Source organism: Mycobacterium sp. 852002-51613_SCH5001154, assembly GCF_001667425.1.
In the GTDB taxonomy this organism is placed as follows: domain Bacteria; phylum Actinomycetota; class Actinomycetes; order Mycobacteriales; family Mycobacteriaceae; genus Mycobacterium.
The window spans coordinates 1-3,861 of the sequence record NZ_LZII01000048.1 but is presented as its reverse complement, the minus strand read 5'-3'; the positions used below and the strand labels follow the sequence as shown (position 1 = coordinate 3,861).

At 69.4% G+C, this 3,861-nt stretch carries 3 protein-coding genes; 2 read left to right on the top strand and 1 reads right to left on the bottom strand.

Going from position 1 to position 3,861, the window contains the following annotated elements; all coding sequences use genetic code 11:
• Positions 1 to 168 precede the first annotated feature (168 nt).
• Positions 169 to 792 carry a hypothetical protein gene (locus A5750_RS12460; protein ID WP_067263162.1) on the bottom strand — a complete coding sequence of 208 codons (624 nt, stop codon included), beginning with the start codon at positions 790 to 792 and terminating at the stop codon, positions 169 to 171.
• A 170-nt stretch (positions 793 to 962) separates the two neighbouring features.
• Here A5750_RS12460 and A5750_RS12455 point away from each other — a divergent pair, with 170 nt between their 5' ends.
• Both A5750_RS12455 and alaS read left to right on the top strand, forming a co-directional pair.
• A complete protein-coding gene (locus tag A5750_RS12455) occupies positions 963 to 1,352 on the top strand; it encodes a secondary thiamine-phosphate synthase enzyme YjbQ (RefSeq protein ID WP_197505419.1) in 390 nt (129 codons plus the stop codon).
• Positions 1,353 to 1,435: 83 nt separating this feature from the next.
• Positions 1,436 to 3,861, top strand: a 2,426-nt coding sequence (gene alaS / locus A5750_RS12450; RefSeq protein WP_231989185.1) for an alanine--tRNA ligase, incomplete at its 3' end; no start/stop codon positions are given.

Genomic DNA, 3,861 nt, shown 5'->3' with positions numbered 1-3,861 from the left:
CCCCCGGGGGGGGCGCGGGCGGGGCCCCCCCCCCGCGCCCCCCCCCCCCCCGGCGGCCCCCGGGGCCCGCCCCCCCCCGCCCGGGCGGGGCGGGGGGGGGGGGCCCCCCCCCCCCCCCCCCCCCCCCCGCTGTGCGGCTCGCCGCACACTCGGCGAAAGCCGGCGCCGCTAGACCAGTTCGGGCACCCGCAGGTGAGCGATCGCCAGCTCAAATTCGGCCACGTCAACGACCTCGGCGCCCAGCTCCCGGACGCGCCTGCTGCGCAATTCGCTGGCCCGGTCGCGGTTGCGGGCCATGGCGTCCATCGAGTCGAACGTCGAGCAGGACACCGCCCGCCGGCACGCGGGATGGTCGACCAGCAGGCTGGCGCTGCAGAACCCGTCGAGATCCTCCAGCTCCGGCAGCACCGACGTCCGGCAGAAGTCCAGGGATCGGCTCAGCTGATCAGGCACCACCTTGAGCCAGGTGGCTCGCACGCAGGCCCCCGGACGGGACGGATGGTCGCGGTGCAGCAAAGCGATGTCCCACTCCTCGACCCGCGCGCTGCCGTCGAACATCAGCGCGGCCTGATCGCGGATCGGGGCGACCCGTTCGGCGCTGGCGCGCATGGCGTCGATGCTGTCCCACGAGCTGGTGGCGATGCAGGTTCCGGACTGCCGGTCGACCAACAGTGACAGTCCGACACACCCGTCGATCTCCATGAGGGCCGGCATGACGATGTCGCGAACGTGCGCGATACCGATATCTACCGATAAGGGTTGCGCCTGGATGGTGGTGGAGCGTGCGTACACGGCCGACCTCCTCTGTTGGGGCTTGTACCGAAGGGGCCCGGTGGGCGACCGGCCCATCAGTAACCTTCCTCCTGCCCGTTGCGCGCCGCAATGCCTTGATGTGGTCGCGCTCACAAACGATTGGCTGGTCGCAACAGGTGCGCCGTAGGCTGGTTCGGATGCATACCGATGTGCTCGACGTGGACACCACACGGCGCCGCATCGTCGATCTGACCGAGGCGGTGCGGGGCTTCTGCTGGTCACGGGGCGACGGCTTGTGCAACGTGTTCGTCCCGCACGCGACGGCGGGCGTCGCCATCATCGAGACCGGGGCCGGCTCCGACGACGACCTTCTCGACACGCTGGAACGGCTGCTGCCGCGCGACGACCGTTACCGGCACTCGCATGGCTCCCCGGGCCACGGCGCCGATCACGTGATGCCGGCGCTGGTCGCGCCGTCGGTGACGGTGCCGGTCTCCGCCGGCGAGCCGATGCTGGGCACGTGGCAAAGCATCGTGCTGGTCGACCTGAACCGGGACAACCCGCACCGCTCGGTGCGGTTGAGCTTTCTGGAGGGTTAGCGGCCCGATAGCCAGCAATTCCGGCGAATACGCTGGAATAGACGTCCACGCAGAAAAAGCAAACAGGAAGAAGCGGACCAGAAGTGCAGACACACGAGATCAGGAAGAGGTTTCTTGATCACTTCGTGAAGGCGGGTCACACCGAGGTGCCCAGCGCATCGGTGATCCTCGACGACCCCAACCTGCTGTTCGTCAACGCGGGCATGGTCCAGTTCGTGCCGTACTTCCTGGGCGCCCGCACACCGCCGTATTCGACGGCCACCAGCATTCAGAAGTGCATCCGCACACCCGACATCGACGAGGTGGGCATCACCACCCGGCACAACACCTTCTTCCAGATGGCCGGCAACTTCTCGTTCGGCGACTACTTCAAGAGCCGCGCCATCGAGCTGGCGTGGACCCTGCTGACCAACGGCGTGTCCGAGGGTGGCTACGGCCTGGACCCCGAAAGAATCTGGACGACGGTCTATTTCGACGACGACGAGGCCGTGCAGCTGTGGCAGGACATCGCCGGGCTGCCGCCCGAGCGGATCCAGCGCCGCGGCATGGAAGACAACTACTGGTCCATGGGCATCCCCGGTCCATGCGGCCCGTCGTCGGAGATCTACTACGACCGCGGCGAGGAGTTCGGCGTCGGCGGGGGCCCGGTGGCCAACGAAGACCGCTACATCGAGATCTGGAACCTCGTGTTCATGCAGAACGAACGCGGCGAGGGCACCGGCAAAACCGACTTCGAAATCCTAGGGCCCTTGCCGCGCAAGAACATTGACACCGGCATGGGCGTCGAGCGCGTCGCGTTCGTCCTGCAGGGCGTGCACAACGTCTACGAGACCGACCTGCTGAGGCCCGTCATCGATGCCGTGGCCGCCCGTGCGCCGCGCGGTTACGACGCCGGCAATCACGAGGACGACGTGCGCTACCGGGTCATCGCCGACCACAGCCGCACCGCGGCGATCCTGATCGGAGACGGCGTCACTCCCGGCAACGATGGGCGCGGGTACGTGCTGCGCCGCCTGCTGCGCCGGGTGATCCGGTCGGCCAAGCTGCTCGACATCGAAGGCCCGATCGTCGGCGAGCTGATGGCAACCGTGCGCGACGCGATGGGGCCGTCGTATCCCGAACTGGTCGCCGACTTCGACCGGATCAGGCGCATCGCCGTCGCCGAGGAGACCGCGTTCAACCGCACGCTCGCGGCCGGCTCCAAGCTGTTCGACGAGGTGGCGGGCACCACGAAAGCTTCTGGTAAGAAAGCGATTTCCGGCTCGGATGCCTTTACGCTGCATGACACCTACGGCTTCCCGATCGAGCTGACCCTGGAGATGGCCTCCGAGGCCGGCCTGCAGGTCGACGAGATCGGCTTCCGGGAACTGATGGCCGAACAGCGCCGCCGGGCCAAGGCGGACGCCGCCGCCCGCAAGCACGCGCACGCCGACCTGAGCGCCTACCGCGAGCTGGTCGACGCCGGCCCAACCGAATTCACCGGATTCGACGAACTGGCTTCCGAGGCAAGGATTCTGGGCATCTTCGTCGACGGGAAGCGGGTGCCGGTGGTCACCCACGGCTCGCAAACGGAAGGGGCCGGGGCGCACCAGGTCGAACTCGTGCTGGACCGCACCCCGCTGTACGCCGAATCCGGCGGCCAGATCGCCGACGAGGGCACCATCACCGGGACCGGGGCGGGCGAGAGCGCCCGCGCGGCGGTCACCGACGTGCAGAAGATCGCCAAAACCCTGTGGGTGCACCGGATTAACGTCGAGTCCGGCGAATTCGTGGAGGGCGACACCGTGGTGGCGGCGGTCGACCCGGAATGGCGCCGCGGTGCCACCCAGGGTCACTCGGGCACCCACATGGTGCACGCCGCGCTGCGACAGGTGCTCGGCCCCAACGCCGTTCAGGCCGGGTCGCTGAACCGCCCGGGCTACCTGCGGTTCGACTTCAACTGGCAGGGTTCGCTGTCCGACGAGCAGCGCACCCAGATCGAAGAGGTCACCAACGAGGCCGTCCAGGCGGACTTCGAGGTGCACACCTTCACCGAGCAGCTCGAGAAGGCCAAGGCCATGGGGGCGGTCGCGCTGTTCGGCGAGAGCTACCCGGAGCAGGTGCGGGTGGTGGAGATCGGTGGCCCGTTCTCGCTGGAACTCTGCGGTGGCACCCATGTCCACAACTCGGCGCAGATCGGGCCGGTGACCATCCTGGGCGAATCGTCGGTCGGTTCCGGGGTGCGCCGCGTGGAGGCCTACGTCGGGCTGGACTCGTTCCGCCACCTCGCCAAGGAGCGCGCCCTGATGGCTGGGCTGGCTTCGTCGCTGAAGGTGCCGTCCGACGAGGTGCCCATCCGGGTGGCCGGCCTGGTGGAGCGGCTCAAGGCCGCCGAGAAGGAACTCGAACGCGCGCGGCTGGCCGGGGCGCGCGCCCCCCCCCCCCACCCCCCCGCCCGCCCGGGGGGGGGGGGGGTGCGGCGGGGGGGGGGGGCCCGGGTGGGGGGGGGGGGGCGGGGGGGGGCCAGGGG